Here is a 13,710-nt window from a genome sequence, read left to right as displayed (position 1 = left end):
TCGCGCCCATGGGGCGCTCCTACAGGCGAGCGTCGTAGCCAGGCATATTCTCTGAACCCGCTTCGCTTATCCGCGGTCAACTCCATGCACAAGGCAATCTCACAAGGAGCCACCGCATGGACCTTATCCGCATCCTCATCGCCATCCTTCTGCCGCCGCTGGGCGTGTTCCTCCAGGTCGGTTTCGGCGGCGCGTTCTGGCTCAACATCCTGCTGACGTTGCTCGGCTACATCCCCGGCATCGTCCACGCCGTGTACATCATCGCCAAGCGCTGAACCTCCGGGTTCAGCCCATCTCGGTCAGGGCGATGCGTTCGCCATCGCCGAACTCGTCGTGCACGTTGAGGGTGAGTGCAACAGGCCAGCTCCAGCCGCCTGCCTTCCACCAGCATTCGGCAAACCATGCCTTGAGCGTGTTGGCGATCAGGGCAACGCCATCGAAATCTTCCCCGAAGTACGCCGCATCGAATTCTGGCGTGTTTTCCAGAGGCAGTTGCAGGTCGAGTGCCTTGCCTGCGAACAGGCCGGGGTCGGCAGCATCGACCTTGTTGTTTTCCCCGCGGAGGTACAGCCACGCTTCGGACGAATCGAGGCCATCCTCACCAAGGAACAGTTGAACTTCACCGGTCAGCGACTCATCGGGCAAGCTGCGCTGCAGCAGCGTGCGAAGCTTATCGATAGTCACCGGCGCCGCGCGTTGCAGGAAACGCTGGTAGCGCGTGCGGAATTGTTCTGGGCTCAGGCCGTAGGGAATCATGCTGCGAACTCGCTGTGGCGGCGCCAGGCGGCTGAAGTGTTCCATTCTTCCGCAGCCACCTCCTGGCGCCAAGTGGGCTCTGTGGATCGGATGCATTTCTAGCGTTCCGGGTGCTAACCCGCCCGGCTGCCCTCCCAGAAATGCTCTGCCAGCATCCGCAGCTCCGCCGACAGTTCCGCCATGCGCGCGGCGCTGCGCTGGCAGGTGCCGACCTTTTCCGCGTTGCTGTCGGCTGAGCCGCGAATGGCGTGCAGGCTGCGCTGCACGTCCTCGCTGGCGACGCCCTGTTCTTCGATGGCCTCGGCGATTTCCAGGCTCATGCGCTGGATCGCCGAGACCTGCTCGCTGATCTGTTCCAGCGTGCCGGCCGCATGCCCGGCCTGCTCCAGGCTGGCGACCGCCTGCTCGCAGCAGTGCCATAGCGCGCGCACCGAGTCCTCGGCGCCCTGCTGGAGATTGCCGACCAGCGACTGGATGTCCCGCGCGGAATGCTCCGTGCGCGAGGCCAGCGCGCGAACCTCGTCGGCGACCACCGCGAAACCGCGCCCGCTTTCCCCGGCGCGTGCCGCTTCGATGGCGGCGTTCAGCGCCAGCAGGTTGGTCTGCCCGGCGACGTCGCGGATCACCTCGAGCATCCGCGAGATCGCCTCGCTGTGCTCCTTCTGCTGCTCCACGGCGACGCTCGCCGCGCGCACGCCGGCTTCCAGCGCTGCCAGTCGGCCGCGTGTACCGTGCACGTCCTGATGCCCGGACTGGGTGATGCGCTCGCTGCACTGCGCCGCCACCGCACTGTGCTGCGCATGGCGGGCGACTTCCTGGACGCTCTGTGCCAGTTGCTGCATGGCGCTGGCCACCTGCTCGGTCTCGCGCTGCTGCAACTGCGAAGCGGCGCTGCCGCCGGCCATGGCATCCGCCAGCGCGGCGGAGTGCTCGGCCAGTTGCTGGGACGCGTCAGCCATGCGCCCGACCACGGCGGCTGTCTCCGCCTCCAGCATGCGAAAGGCGAAATCCAGCTCGCCGAACTCGTCCGCGCGGCCCGAGTAGAGCTGCTGGCTCAGTGGGTTTCCGGCGATCTTGCGCGCGCGCCCGAGCAGCGCGCCCAGAGGTTGCAGGCGCAGTACCAGCCAGGTACCGGATGCACCCAGCGCCAGCAGGAACGCCAGTGCCGTCAGCTTGGGCAGCAGCAGCGCGAGGAGGGCGCCGCCGGCCTGCGCCAGCACCATCCCGATCAGCAGTTGCGCCAGCAGCGGCAGACGAGGACGGTTCAATGTCGCCCCTTCGCGCAGGCGCTTGTAAAGGCGCTCCGCCGCATCGATCTGCTCGGCGCCCGGGCGGGTGCGCACCGACTGGTATTCCACGACCTTGCCACCATGACGGATCGGTGTGACGAAGGCGCTGACCCAGTAGTGGTCGCCGTTCTTGCAGCGGTTCTTCACCAGGCCCATCCAGCTGCGCCCGGCCTGCAAGGTCTGCCAGAGGTGGGCGAAAGCGGCGGGCGGCATGTCCGGATGGCGCACGCGGTTGTGGTTGAAACCCACCAGCTCCTCGGCCTCGAAGCCGCTGATCCTGATGAAGTCCGGGTTCACATGGGTGACGGCGCCCTTGAGGTCAGTGGTGGAGAGAATATTGGCACTGGCGGGCACATCCACCTGGCGCCCGGTGACGGGCATGTTGAGCTTCATCGCTGGTGCTCCAGGCGGGTCTGGAACAGTTGCTCCGGCGCCAGTGGTCTGCTGAACAGGAAACCCTGGGCGTGGCGGCAGCCTTCCTGGCGCAGGAAGTCGAGGTGCTCCTGGCGCTCCACGCCTTCGGCCACCACTTCCAGGCCGAGGCTGTGGCCCAGGCCGATGATCGCGCGGCAGATGGCGCTGAGCTCCGGGTCTTCGGGTACGCGGGTGATGAAGCTGCGGTCGACCTTGAGGATGTGCAGCGGGTAGCGCTTGAGGTAGCCGAGCGAGGAATAGCCGGTGCCGAAGTCGTCCAGCGCCAGGCGCACGCCCTCGGCGGCCAGTTCGCGCAGGCAGGCGAGGGTTTCCGCGCCGTCCTGCATCAGCAGGCTTTCGGTGATCTCCAGCACCAGGCTGCGCGGCGACAGGCCGCTCTCCGCGAGAATCTGCTGCACCCGCGCAGCGAAGCCCGGCTGCTGCAGTTGCCGGCTCGACAGGTTGACCGAGCAGTACAGGCTGCGGTGTCCCTGTCTCTGCCAAAACGCCGTCTGCCGGCACGCCTGGCGCAGCACCCAGTCGCCGACCGGGACGATCTCGCCGGACTCCTCCAGCGCCGGGATGAAGTCCAGCGGCGAGATCGACTGGCCGTCGTGCTTCCAGCGCAACAACACTTCCACTGCCTCCCAGTGCGGCGAGTCGCTGTCCAGGCGGACGATGGGCTGATAGTGCAGGCTGAACTCCTCGCGGCGCAGTGCCTGGGCCAATGCGCTTTCCAGGTCCAGCCGGCGTTGTGCTTCGGCCTGCAGCTCCAGGCTGAAGCGCGCGTACTGAGCCTTGCCGGCCTCCTTGGCGCGGTACAGCGCAAGGTCGGCGGCCTGCAGGGTGTCGATGGCCTGGCCGTCGGTCATCAGCCCGGTGATGCCGATGCTGGCGCTGACCACCAGGGTGCGGCCGTCCACGTGCAGCGGCTGGCGCAGGCAATCGAGCATGCGTTGTGCGACCTGTTCGGCGTCGACCAGGCTGGCGAGGTCGTCCAGCAGCACGACGAACTCGTCGCCGCCGAAGCGCGCCAGGTGATCGCCCGGCCGCAGGCAGCGCAACAGGCGCTGGGAGACTTCCACCAGCACGCGGTCGCCCACCGCATGGCCGAGGCTGTCATTGATCAGCTTGAAGCGGTCCAGGTCGATGAACAACAGGCCCGACTCGCGCGCGCCGGGGCGACGCTGGCGCATCAGGGCCAGCTGCAGCAGTTCATCCAGGCGCAGACGGTTGCCCAGGCCGGTGAGCGGGTCGTGCCGCGCCGCATGGCTGAGCTGGTGTTCGCTGGCTTTGTGCTGGCTGATGTCGGTTTGCGAGCCGGCCATGCGCCCGTCGGTGACCACGCCGCGCGCCAGCACCCAGAGATAATTGCCGTCGCGCTGGCGGATGCGGTACTCGTGGCTGAGCAGCGCGCTGCTGCCGCGCAGGTGTGCGTCGATGGCCTTGCGCAGGCCGGGCAGGTCGTCCGGGTGCACGCGGGCGAACCAGCTGGTGCTGCCTTCGCCGAGGTTGTCGCGGGTCAGGCCGAGCATGCGCGCCCAGCGCTCGGAGACGTAGAGGCGGTCGTTGCCCAGGTCCCAGTCCCAGATACCGTCGTTTGCGCCGCGCAGGGCGCGGGCATAGCGTGCCTCGCTGTCCTCCAGCGCCTGGCGCTGGGCGGCGCCGTAGGTGTCGATGGCCAGCGACATGTCGAAGAACACCCGCTTGAGCAGGCTGGCGTAGGTCTTGGCTTCCGGCGCATCGCCCATCAGGTCGGCGAGCATCTGGTCCAGGTACAGGCGATACGCGCCCAGGTACCACTTCAGCTCGACGCCAACCTGCTGGTGCACCAGCCCGATACGCAGGCGGTCGCGCACGTAATCGGCGTCCTGCGGGGCGTCCCACAGCTGGCGGTAGTATTCGAACTGGCTGCATTTCAGCCGCGCCAGTGTCGCCGGCTCGGCGAGGATCGCGCCCAGCGGCGGGTAGTGGCGCAGGTGATCGTAGAGCTGCTCGATGAAGCGCTGGTGGCAGCCCTCCAGTTCGGTGGCGCGGCCATGCAGATGGCGGCCATCCTCCTCGCGCCACTCCAGGTAACTCAGGCGCTGATCGACTTCCATCGTCGACAGGCCGATGCGCTCGAGCACGCTCTCGAGCTTCGGTCCCAGGCCCATGTTCGGCTCCTTGCGGGTCTGCTGTTTTTGTCGGGCATGAAAAAAGCGCCGGCTCGTCGTCACGTCGAAATCGACGGCGACCAACTCGGCGCTTTGTCTTGCAGGCCCACAAGTCCTGCCCGGCAAAGCCAGCTTCCGCAACGGCGGAACGCGGGTGGGAGTCTTTTACACCAGTGGGCGCGGCCCCGACAACTCTTGCAGCGCGCCGCTCAGGCGCTGCCGCAGCTCGCCCAGCTCGCGGGAGCGGAAGGCGTGGCGGGTTCTTTCCAGTACCCCGATGGCATCGGCCAGCAGCGCCTGCAAGCGCGCCGAATCGCTCAAGGGCGCGTCCTTGAACCATCGGCACAGCGGCGCCTGCTCGCAGTTGCGCGGCCCTTCCATCACCGCGCAGGGCAGCTCGTAGGCCGCCAGCAACGCACGAACCTGGCGCGCCAGCGCCGGATCCTGGGACGTGACCAGCAACTGGACTGGATACCGGTGGAGAGTCATGACGGATTCGCTCATATCAGGGAGATGCCAATTTAATGGCTAATGGCTATCTGATATTGACCCCTGTCATGTCGGCGGGGCGCTTGCGTCAGGTGGACGACGGCGGGTGTGAAGTGGCTCTCGTTCGGCTGCTGGAGAATTGACTGGCAGAAACGCAAAAGCCGCGCATCCGCGCGGCCTTTTGCTGAAAGGGTGGTGGGCCCACACGGACTTGAACCGTGGACCAAAGGATTATGAGTCCTCTGCTCTAACCAACTGAGCTATAGGCCCCCAGAAGGCGGGCGGATTATACCGGTGCGTTCTGGCTTGCGCCAACCGGATGCAGCGGGACCAGGAAGCGGTTGGCAAAGGCGTCGGCCGGTAGCGGGGCGCTGAGCGCGTAGCCCTGGATCTGGTCGCAGCCTTCCGCTTCGAGGAAGCGTTCCTGGGCTTCGTGTTCCACGCCTTCGGCGATCACCGTGAGGTTCATGCTGCGGCCCAGGGCGATGATGGCGCGAGCGATGGCGGCGTCGTGGGGGTCGTCCGGCAGGCCGTGGACGAAGGACTGGTCGATCTTCAGGGTATCCAGCGGCAGTTGCTTCAGGTAGCTGAGCGAGGAGTAGCCGGTGCCGAAGTCGTCGATGGCCAGCTGCACGCCCAGGTGCTTGAGGCTGTGCAGGATCGACAGCGCCTCCTCGGTCTGGTGCATGAGGAAGCTCTCGGTGATCTCCAGTTGCAGGCGCGAGGGCTGCAGGTTGTAGTGGGCGAGCAGCTCGCGGATGCGTTCGACCAGGTTGGTCTGGCGCAGCTGTGCGCCGGCGAGGTTGACCGAGAGCGGGCCGAAGGCGGCGTGGCTGTCCTGCCAGCGACTCATCTGCCGGCAGGCTTCGCGCAGTACCCAGTCGCCCAGCGGCAGGATCAGGCCGTTTTCCTCGGCCAGGGGGATGAAGCGATCCGGAGAAATCGCGCCGAATTGCGGGTGCTTCCAGCGGATCAACGCCTCTGCTCCTACAAGCTGGCCGCTGGCGAGGGACAGCTTGGGCTGGTAGTAGAGCTGCAGCTGGTCGCTCTCCAGAGCGCGGCGCAGCTCGTGTTCCAGGGCCATGCGTTCGGTGGCCTGGAAGGTCAGTTCGCGGGTGTAGAACTCGACGCGGTTGCGACCCTGGGCCTTGGCCCGGTACATGGCGGCGTCGGCGTTCTTCACCAGGGTGGCCACGTCGCCACCATCGCTGGGGTAAAGGCAGATGCCGATGCTGGCGCTGACGAAGAACTCCTGTTCGCCGGCGATGAATGGCTTGTCGAAACACAGCAGCAGCTTGTTGGCGACATGCTCGGCATCCAGCGCGTGGTGCAGGCCGGGTAGCAGGATGATGAATTCATCGCCGCCCTGGCGGGCCACGGTGTCGACGTCGCGCAACTGCTCGCGTAGGCGGGTGGCGATGGATTTCAGCAGCAGGTCGCCGACCGGGTGGCCGAGGCTGTCGTTGATGTGCTTGAAGCGGTCGAGGTCGAGGAACAGCACGGCGCCCTGGTGATCGTCTTCCTGGGCCTCCTTGAGTGAGGCGTTCAGGCGGCTTTCGAACAGCAGGCGGTTGGGCAGCCCGGTGAGCGGGTCGTGGTGGGCCTGGTAGTCGAGCCGCGCCTGGGCGTACTTGAGGGTGGAGATGTCGGCGAACACACCCACGTAGTGCGACAGCTCGCCATCGGCGTCGCGCACGGCGCTGACGGTCAGCCATTCCGGGTACAGCTCCTGGTTCTTGCGCCGGTTCCAGATTTCGCCCTGCCAATGGCCCTCGGCGTTGAGCTGGTGCCAGAGGGCGACGTAGAAGCTGCTGTCGTGCTGGCCGGAGGCGAGCAGGCGCGGTGAGTTGCCGAGGGCTTCCTGTTCGCTGTAGCCGGTGATTTCGCTGAAGGCGCGGTTGACGGCGACTATCTGCTGGCGCGCGTCGGTGATCATCACGCCTTCGGCGGTGCTTTCGAATACGGTGGCGGCGAGGCGGAGCTTTTCCTGCATCTGCTGCTGCTCGGTGATGTCCCGGGCAATGGTCAGCATGCAGTCGTCGTTGCCGATGGTGATGCGGTGGGCGGACAGCTCGCAGAGGCGCAGGCTGCCGTCGCGGGTGCGGATCTGCGCGGTGAAGTCCGGGGCGCTGGAAGCGCTGTCGAGGATGCCCAGCAGCTTGCTGCGGTCGGCCGGGTTGGCCCACAGGCGCAGGTCCAGGGTGGAGCGCTCGGCGGCTTCCTCGCGGCTGTAGCCGGTGATGCGGGTGAAGCCCTGGTTCACTTCCACCAGCCGGCCGTCGCTGATGCGCGAGATGAGCATGCCGTCGGGGGAGGCGTGGAAGGCCTTGGCAAACTTTTCCTCGGAGACGCGCAGTTGCTCCTGGGTTTCCTTGACCTGGGAGATGTTGCGCACCACCACCACCAGCGCCGGGGTGTCGTCGAGGACGATGTGCTGGGCTGAGAGGAGGGCGGTGAAGCGCGTACCGTCGCGGCGGTTGAGCGGAATCTCGACGTTGTTCAGCGGTTCGCCCTGCAGGCGCGCGAGCATCGCCGGGCCCATGCCCGGTTCGCCCCAGATGCCGAGCTCGGTGGAGGTCTTGCCCAGCGCCTCGCTGGCCGGGATGCCGATCTGTTGTTCGAAGGTGCTGTTCACCGCCAGCAGTTGCCCGTCGACGCGCCGGGCGAGGACGATGATGTCCGGGCAGTGGTGGAATACCGAGGCGAACTTCTGCTCGGACAGGCGCAGGGCCTGCTCGGTGTGCATGGCGTCGGTGATGTCGATCATCAGGCCGCGCAGGATCATCTCGTCGGCATGCTGGATCAGCGTGACGATATCGCGAATCCAGACGATCCGCCCATCGGCGGCAAGCATGCGGTAGTCGAAGCTGTGGTTGCGCCCGGCCTGGCTCTCGCTGAGGCAGAAGTGGATGGCGCGCTCGGCGTCATCCGGGTGCAGGGTACGCTGCCAGAAGCCGGGTTCCAGCCAGTCCTTGATCGGGTAGCCGAGCAGCCGCTGGGCGTGGGGTGAGACGTAGGTGAAGCGGTTTTCCGACAGGCGCATTTCCCAGGCGATGGCGGTGAGGCTTTCCACCAGTCCGCGATAGTGCTGTTCGCTGTCGCGCAGTGCCTGTTCGAGCTTCTCGCGGCGCTGCATCTCGCCGCGCAGGCGGCGGTTCATGGTGAACAGCACCAGCAGGGTGAGGGCGGTGAGCAGCGCGATGGGGAGTACGACGCGGAACACTTCGGGCCAGACGCTGCGACGATCCACCAGGCCACCGACCCAGGGTGCCTGCAGCGCCTCGATCTGCTCGGGCTTCATGTCGGCGAGCACCTTGTCGAGGATGCCCAGAAGGAGGGTCTGGTCCTTGGGTACGGCCATCGCCAGTTGGTAGCGGTAGGGCGTCTCGCCGCTGATCTGCAGGCCTTCAAGCTTGAGCTGGCGCAGGTTCCAGACGCTGGAGGCGAGGTCGCCGACGAAGGCATCCACCTGGCCGGTGGCCAGCGCCTGCAGGCCGGCGGCGATGCTCGGCAGTGGCTGCAGGTTGAGGTCAGGGTGGTTGGCGACCAGCAGTTCGTGCGGGGCGTAATGGGCCACCACGCCGACTCTGAGGCCATACAGTTCCTTCACGTTCGCCGGCTCCGGTCCGTTGCGGCGGGCGAGGATGATGATCGGGAAGTCGAGGTAGGGGCGGGTGAAGCTGAGGTAGTCGAGGCGTCTGGGCGTGGCCATGACGCCAGGAAGCAGGTCGACCTGATCGGTGCGGGCCTGTTGCAGCAGGTCGTTCCAGTCCTTCGGCTCCACGGATTCCAGCTTCACCTTGAGCTGCTCGCTGAGGTACTCCACGTAGGCCGGGGCGAGGCCCTGGTAGTGACCTTGCGCGTCACGGAATTCGAAGGGGGGCCAGGAGGCGTCCACGCCCAGGCGCAGGGTGGGGTGCGCCTGCAGCCACTGCTGTTCGTCGGGCGTGAGGCTCAGGGCGAAGGCCTGTCCCGCCCAGAATGCGAGGCACCACAGTAGAACTGCCTGCAGACGCGGCATGAAGGGCCTCATTCCAGGGGGGACTATGCCGAAGTGTAGACGTGGCACTTTGCCCGATGGAAGGCCCAAAGAAAAACCCCCGGTTTTGGCCGGGGGTTCTTCGTCACTCGTCGAGGAAGGAGCGCAGATGCTCGCTTCGCGACGGGTGGCGCAGCTTGCGCAGCGCCTTGGCTTCGATCTGGCGGATACGCTCACGGGTGACATCGAACTGCTTGCCGACTTCCTCGAGGGTGTGGTCGGTATTCATGTCGATGCCGAAGCGCATGCGCAGGACCTTGGCTTCGCGAGCGGTGAGGCCGGCGAGGACTTCGCGGGTGGCTTCCTTGAGGCTCTCGCTGGTCGCCACTTCGATCGGCGACTGCATGGTGGAGTCCTCGATGAAGTCGCCTAGGTGCGAGTCTTCGTCGTCACCGATCGGCGTTTCCATGGAGATCGGTTCCTTGGCGATCTTCAGGACCTTGCGGATCTTGTCTTCCGGCATGTCCATGCGTTCGCCCAGCTCTTCCGGGGTCGGTTCGCGACCCATCTCCTGCAGCATCTGGCGGGAGATACGGTTGAGCTTGTTGATCGTCTCGATCATGTGCACCGGAATACGGATGGTGCGGGCCTGGTCGGCGATCGAACGGGTGATCGCCTGGCGAATCCACCAGGTGGCATAGGTCGAGAACTTGTAGCCGCGACGGTATTCGAACTTGTCCACCGCCTTCATCAGGCCGATGTTGCCTTCCTGGATCAGGTCGAGGAACTGCAGGCCGCGGTTGGTGTACTTCTTGGCGATGGAGATCACCAGGCGCAGGTTCGCCTCGACCATCTCCTTCTTCGCACGACGGGCTTTCGCCTCGCCGATGGACATGGAGCGGTTGACGTCCTTGATCTCGGCAACGGTCAGCTGCGAGCTGGTTTCCAGGTCGACCAGCTTCTGCTGGTTGCGCAGGATGTCGTCACGCAGGCGCTCGATGGCCTCGGCGTACTTGGGCTTGCCCTTGAGTACGGAGTCGACCCAGGCGGTGTCGGTTTCGTGGCCGGGGAACTGGCGCAGGAAGTCGGCACGCGGCATGCGGGCATCACGCACGCACAGCTGCATGATGGCGCGTTCCTGGCGGCGGACGCTGTCCAGCGAATCGCGGACCTTGGCGACCAGCACGTCGAACTGCTTGGGCACGAGCTTGATCGGCATGAACAGTTCGGCCAGGGCGACCAGTTCTTCGGTCGCCTGCTTGCTGCCACGGCCGTGCTTCTTCAGAGCCTTCTTGGCTTTTTCCAGCTGCTCGGAAACGGCGCCGAAACGACGAGCGGCTTCTTCCGGATCCGGACCGCCATCGCCTTCTTCTTCCTCGCTGTCGCCGTCGGACTCTTCGTCCTCTTCGTCCTTATCCTTGTCCTTGGATTCGGCGTCGTCTTTCAGGCCGACCGGCTCGACTTCCTCGGCCGGCAGGGTGCCGTCATCCGGGTCGATGTAGCCACTGAGGACATCAGACAGGCGGCCGCCTTCGGCGACGATGCGGTTGTACTCTTCGAGAATGCCGTCCACCGCGCCCGGGAACTGGGCGATGGCGCTCATGACCTCGCGGATGCCTTCCTCGATGCGTTTGGCGATTTCGATCTCGCCTTCGCGGGTCAGCAGTTCCACGGTACCCATTTCACGCATGTACATGCGCACCGGGTCGGTCGTGCGGCCAACGTCGCTCTCTACCGCGGCAAGGGCGGCAGCAGCTTCTTCGGCGGCAGCTTCATCGGTATCGGTTTCCGCCAGCAGCAGGGCATCCGCATCCGGGGCTGTCTCGAATACGTTGATCCCCATGTCGTTGATCATGCGGATGATGTCTTCTACCTGTTCCGGATCAGAGATATCCTCCGGCAGGTGGTCGTTGACCTCCGCGTAAGTCAGGTAACCCTGCTCACGACCACGGGTGATCAACTCTTTGAGACGAGATTGCTGTTGCGCTTTTCCGGACATAACACCCTATCCACTGAAGGTCTTGGCGGGCTGAAATAAGCCGAGGATTATACCAGATTCGAGGCTTCAGGCGCCAGTTCAGCTCTGGCTGCCTGTTGAAGAGGGGGTGCTGTAGTGCTCCCGCAGTAATGCTTTCTCTTCGTCGGTCAGTTCACTGGGATTCTTTCGCAGCACACTGTGCAGGCGGGCTTCGCGGCTGCTGAGCAGTTGGTTGTGTGCAAGTGTAGTAATGGTGTCGACGAACTGCTTTTCAAGATTGCCGTCGTCGATCAGCCATTCTTTCCCCGCCAGCACCTGCAGCAGGCGCCCTTGGGGTGTTCCGTGCCAGCGCGCGATGAGGTGCATCGAGCTCTGTCTCGGATTCTTCTGCAACGCTTCGACCAGTGCCGCGAGCAGTTGCGAATAGGTCTGTCCCTCGTTGGAGAAGTGGCTCGCATCCTCGACGCTCTGCGCCAGTTGAGGATGGTGCAGCAGGGTGCGCAGCGCGGTCAGGGTCGGCGATTCGACGCTGATCTCGGTGCGTGGCTGGCGCGGCGTAAAGTCGCCTTTCCTGCCCTTGCCGTCCCATTTGCGATCGCCCTTCCAGGGCTTCTTGCCCTGCTTGGCACCGCCGTTGCCGGCGGGAAACTCCTGTGGCGCTTCGAAGTAGTTCGAAGCGTCCTGGTAATGACTGTCGCCATGCTCGGAGAACTGGCCCATGTCGTAGTCGGCGTACTCGTGGGCGTGCTGGTCTGGGCCTTGTGCCTTGGCCGGAGCGGGTCCGTGGCCCGGTTTTCCCTGGCCGGCGAGGCCGGAGCGCGGGGCGCTGATCTGGCTGAGCGCTTCGGCGGACAGGCCGGTAATCTCGCCCAGGCGCTGGCGCATCAGCAGGCGCAGCGTGTTGCCGGGGATCTTCTCCAGCAGCGGCCCGGCCAGGGTCGCCAGGTGCGCCTTGCCTTCCAGCGTGCTGGGGTCGGCTTCCTCGGTCAGTTGCTGGAAGAAGTAGTCCGCCAGCGGCTGTGCCTGGTGGGCGAGGCGGGCGCGGAACGCATCCGGGCCTTCGGCGCGCACCAGGCTGTCCGGGTCTTCGCCTTCGGGCAGGAACAGGAAGCGCACCTTGCGCCCGTCCTGCAGGTTGCTCAGTGCCGACTCCAGTGCGCGCCAGGCAGCATTGCGGCCGGCCTGGTCGCCGTCGAAGCAGAAGAGGATGTTCGGCACGATGCGGAACAGCCGCTTGATGTGTTCCTCGCTGGTGGCCGTACCCAGGGTGGCGACCGCGTTGCGGATGCCCTGCTGCGCCAGTGCGATGACGTCCATGTAGCCTTCGACCACCATGATCTCGTCGAGATCCCGGTTGTTCTTCCGCGCCTCGTACAGGCCGTAGAGCTCCTGTCCTTTATGGAAGACCGGGGTTTCCGGCGAGTTCAGGTATTTCGGCTTGTCGTCGCCCAGCACCCGGCCGCCGAAGGCGATCACCCGGCCGCGGCTGTCGCGGATGGGGAAGATTACCCGGTCGCGGAAGCGGTCGTAGCGCTTGCCGCTGTCGGGGTTTTCCACCAGCAGGCCGGCGTCGAGCATGGCCTTGAGCTGCAGGTTGTCGCCGCCGAGGTTCTTCAGCAGGTTGTCCCAGCCCGGCGGGGCGAAGCCCAGGCCGAAGTCGCGGGCAATCTCGCCGGTCAGGCCGCGGCCCTTGAGGTATTCCACCGCAGCCTTGCGTGCCGGGTGGCCTTTCAGCGCCTGGCGGTAGAACTCGGCGGCGCCGGCCAGCAGCGGGTACAGCGGTGAGTCGACCGGTTGGCGGGGCTTGTTGCCGCGCCGGCCTTCCTCGCGGGGGATGTCCATCCCGGCGCGCTTGGCCAGGTCCTCGACCGCCTGGACGAAGTCCAGCTGGTCGTGGTCCATGATGAAGCCGAGCGCGTTGCCGCCGGCGCCGCAGCCGAAGCAATAGTAGAACTGCTTGTCCGGGCTGACGGTGAAGGAGGGTGTCTTCTCCTTGTGGAACGGGCAGCAGGCGCTGTAGTTCTTGCCGGTCTTCTTCAGCTGGATGCGCGAACTCACCACATCGAGAATGTCGGTGCGGTTGAGCAGGTCATCGATGAAGGATTGTGGAATCAGGCCGGCCATAGACTCATCGGGACGCAGGGTGGACCCAAGCATAGTCCCCGGCGGTGAAGCCGTGGGCGAGGCTTGAGACTAAGCATGGGGCTGGAAAAGCAAAAACTCCGAAGTCCGCGAATGCGAATCGGAGTCGGGTGCCTTGTTTCAGGCACTCGCCCGGCGAGTGGGCCGGGCGATGCGGAAAGCGTGCGACGAAGCGCTGTAACTCAGTACAGGCGCTCGCGGCGGCGCTGTTCGCGCTGCACTTTCTTGGCGTGACGCTTAACAGCGGCAGCGGCCTTGCGCTTACGCTCGGCGGTCGGCTTTTCGTAGAACTCACGGCTACGGACTTCGGCCAGTACGCCTGCTTTTTCGCAGGAGCGCTTGAAACGACGCAGAGCTACGTCGAAGGGTTCGTTCTCTTTAACTTTGACGGCGGGCATCCAGGTCGTACCTTCAATGATTACCGGAGGATTTATCGCGCTCCTGACGGTTGTTCGGAGTCGGCGGTTTTCAAGGGTTGCGGATATTAAACGTTCGGAAGGAGGAATG

The 13,710-nt window shown here is 65.3% G+C and carries 9 protein-coding genes and 1 tRNA gene; 1 reads left to right on the top strand and 9 read right to left on the bottom strand.

Annotated elements, in window-relative coordinates; all coding sequences use genetic code 11:
- The first annotated feature begins 116 nt into the window (after positions 1-116).
- Positions 117-275, top strand: a complete 159-nt coding sequence (locus UB43_RS29195; RefSeq protein WP_003084988.1) for a YqaE/Pmp3 family membrane protein — start codon at positions 117-119, stop codon at positions 273-275.
- Positions 276-285: 10 nt separating this feature from the next.
- On the opposite strand, the gene UB43_RS15845 is transcribed toward UB43_RS29195, so the two are convergent.
- The 9 genes from UB43_RS15845 to rpsU form a co-directional block, all read right to left on the bottom strand.
- Entirely contained in the window at positions 286-801 is a 516-nt protein-coding gene (locus UB43_RS15845) for a hypothetical protein (protein ID WP_256205167.1), read from the bottom strand.
- Positions 802-869: 68 nt separating this feature from the next.
- Positions 870-2,438 (bottom strand): PAS domain-containing methyl-accepting chemotaxis protein, encoded by a 1,569-nt coding sequence (locus UB43_RS15840; RefSeq protein WP_045212748.1) that lies wholly within the window; start codon positions 2,436-2,438, stop codon positions 870-872.
- The gene (locus UB43_RS15835; protein ID WP_045212746.1) at positions 2,435-4,615 is read right to left on the bottom strand and encodes a bifunctional diguanylate cyclase/phosphodiesterase; all 2,181 of its coding nucleotides are present in this window, start codon (positions 4,613-4,615) and stop codon (positions 2,435-2,437) included. Before UB43_RS15835 ends, UB43_RS15840 begins: the two co-directional genes overlap by 4 nt.
- A 165-nt stretch (positions 4,616-4,780) precedes the next feature.
- The gene (locus tag UB43_RS15830) at positions 4,781-5,104 is read right to left on the bottom strand and encodes a hypothetical protein (RefSeq protein WP_017516592.1); all 324 of its coding nucleotides are present in this window, start codon (positions 5,102-5,104) and stop codon (positions 4,781-4,783) included.
- Between the two features lie 193 nt (positions 5,105-5,297).
- Positions 5,298-5,374, bottom strand: a tRNA-Ile gene (locus UB43_RS15825).
- Between the two features lie 16 nt (positions 5,375-5,390).
- Positions 5,391-9,125, bottom strand: a complete 3,735-nt coding sequence (locus UB43_RS15820; RefSeq protein ID WP_045212743.1) for a bifunctional diguanylate cyclase/phosphodiesterase — start codon at positions 9,123-9,125, stop codon at positions 5,391-5,393.
- A gap of 103 nt (positions 9,126-9,228) precedes the next feature.
- The gene (gene rpoD, locus UB43_RS15815) at positions 9,229-11,082 is read right to left on the bottom strand and encodes an RNA polymerase sigma factor RpoD (protein WP_045212742.1); all 1,854 of its coding nucleotides are present in this window, start codon (positions 11,080-11,082) and stop codon (positions 9,229-9,231) included.
- 78 nt (positions 11,083-11,160) lie between these two features.
- A complete protein-coding gene (dnaG, locus tag UB43_RS15810) occupies positions 11,161-13,185 on the bottom strand; it encodes a DNA primase (protein WP_045212740.1) in 2,025 nt (674 codons plus the stop codon).
- A gap of 200 nt (positions 13,186-13,385) precedes the next feature.
- Positions 13,386-13,601: a 30S ribosomal protein S21 gene (gene rpsU, locus UB43_RS15805; RefSeq protein ID WP_003085057.1), complete on the bottom strand. Its 216-nt coding sequence runs from the start codon at positions 13,599-13,601 to the stop codon at positions 13,386-13,388.
- Between the last annotated feature and the right edge of the window lie 109 nt (positions 13,602-13,710).

It is taken from the genome of Pseudomonas sp. 21, assembly GCF_000955805.1.
GTDB lineage: Bacteria > Pseudomonadota > Gammaproteobacteria > Pseudomonadales > Pseudomonadaceae > Pseudomonas.
The sequence above is the reverse complement of the archived record's forward strand: the minus strand, read 5'-3'. Positions and strand labels throughout refer to the sequence as shown.

Coding starts and splice junctions, on each gene's coding strand:
- rpoD (WP_045212742.1), bottom strand. CDS start 11,082: ATGTCCGGAAAAGCGCAACAGCAATCTCGTCTCAAAGAGTTGATCACC.
- UB43_RS15845 (WP_256205167.1), bottom strand. CDS start 801: ATGGAACACTTCAGCCGCCTGGCGCCGCCACAGCGAGTTCGCAGCATG.
- UB43_RS15830 (WP_017516592.1), bottom strand. CDS start 5,104: ATGACTCTCCACCGGTATCCAGTCCAGTTGCTGGTCACGTCCCAGGAT.
- UB43_RS15820 (WP_045212743.1), bottom strand. CDS start 9,125: ATGCCGCGTCTGCAGGCAGTTCTACTGTGGTGCCTCGCATTCTGGGCG.
- dnaG (WP_045212740.1), bottom strand. CDS start 13,185: ATGGCCGGCCTGATTCCACAATCCTTCATCGATGACCTGCTCAACCGC.
- rpsU (WP_003085057.1), bottom strand. CDS start 13,601: ATGCCCGCCGTCAAAGTTAAAGAGAACGAACCCTTCGACGTAGCTCTG.
- UB43_RS29195 (WP_003084988.1), top strand. CDS start 117: ATGGACCTTATCCGCATCCTCATCGCCATCCTTCTGCCGCCGCTGGGC.
- UB43_RS15840 (WP_045212748.1), bottom strand. CDS start 2,438: ATGAAGCTCAACATGCCCGTCACCGGGCGCCAGGTGGATGTGCCCGCC.
- UB43_RS15835 (WP_045212746.1), bottom strand. CDS start 4,615: ATGGGCCTGGGACCGAAGCTCGAGAGCGTGCTCGAGCGCATCGGCCTG.